The 429-nt window shown below is 74.4% G+C and carries 1 protein-coding gene; it reads right to left on the reverse strand.

What is annotated here, in order from left to right; all coding sequences use genetic code 11:
• Positions 1-141: 141 nt before the first annotated feature.
• On the reverse strand, positions 142-429 hold a 288-nt coding region (locus N865_RS23165; RefSeq protein ID WP_169735782.1), incomplete at its 5' end, for a hypothetical protein.

Raw genomic sequence — 429 nt, forward strand, 5'->3', positions numbered from 1 at the left:
AACGCAACAAGGCCCCGCCACCCTCGCGGTGAGGGTGACGGGGCCCGTGCTGTGTCCTCGTCGTCGGGCGCCCACCACAAGCGCCCTCGGAGGACGGTCCCGAGCCTGCGGAAGGACGACGCGAGCCGGGAGAGCTGGAGGTCAGCGGTCGATGAGGTGCGCCCGGTGGAGCGAGCGGAGCGACGACGTGCTCACCCCGGCCGCCTTGTCCACGGCCGACGTGAGACCGGCGCGCGCCGCGTAGGCGAGTGGCTCCAGACGGACGCCGAGAGCGGTGTGGTTCTCGGCCGCCCACCGGAGAGAGGCGGCCTTGGCCGCGTCATACGTCCAGCCACGCGGAGGGGTGGGCGGGCTCCAGTCCGCGAGGTGACCACGCGAGCCGAAGCGCACCGGGACTACGAGCGGGGCGGGGCCGTGGTCGGCCACCGG

This window comes from Intrasporangium oryzae NRRL B-24470 (genome assembly GCF_000576595.1).
GTDB lineage: Bacteria > Actinomycetota > Actinomycetes > Actinomycetales > Dermatophilaceae > Intrasporangium_C > Intrasporangium_C oryzae.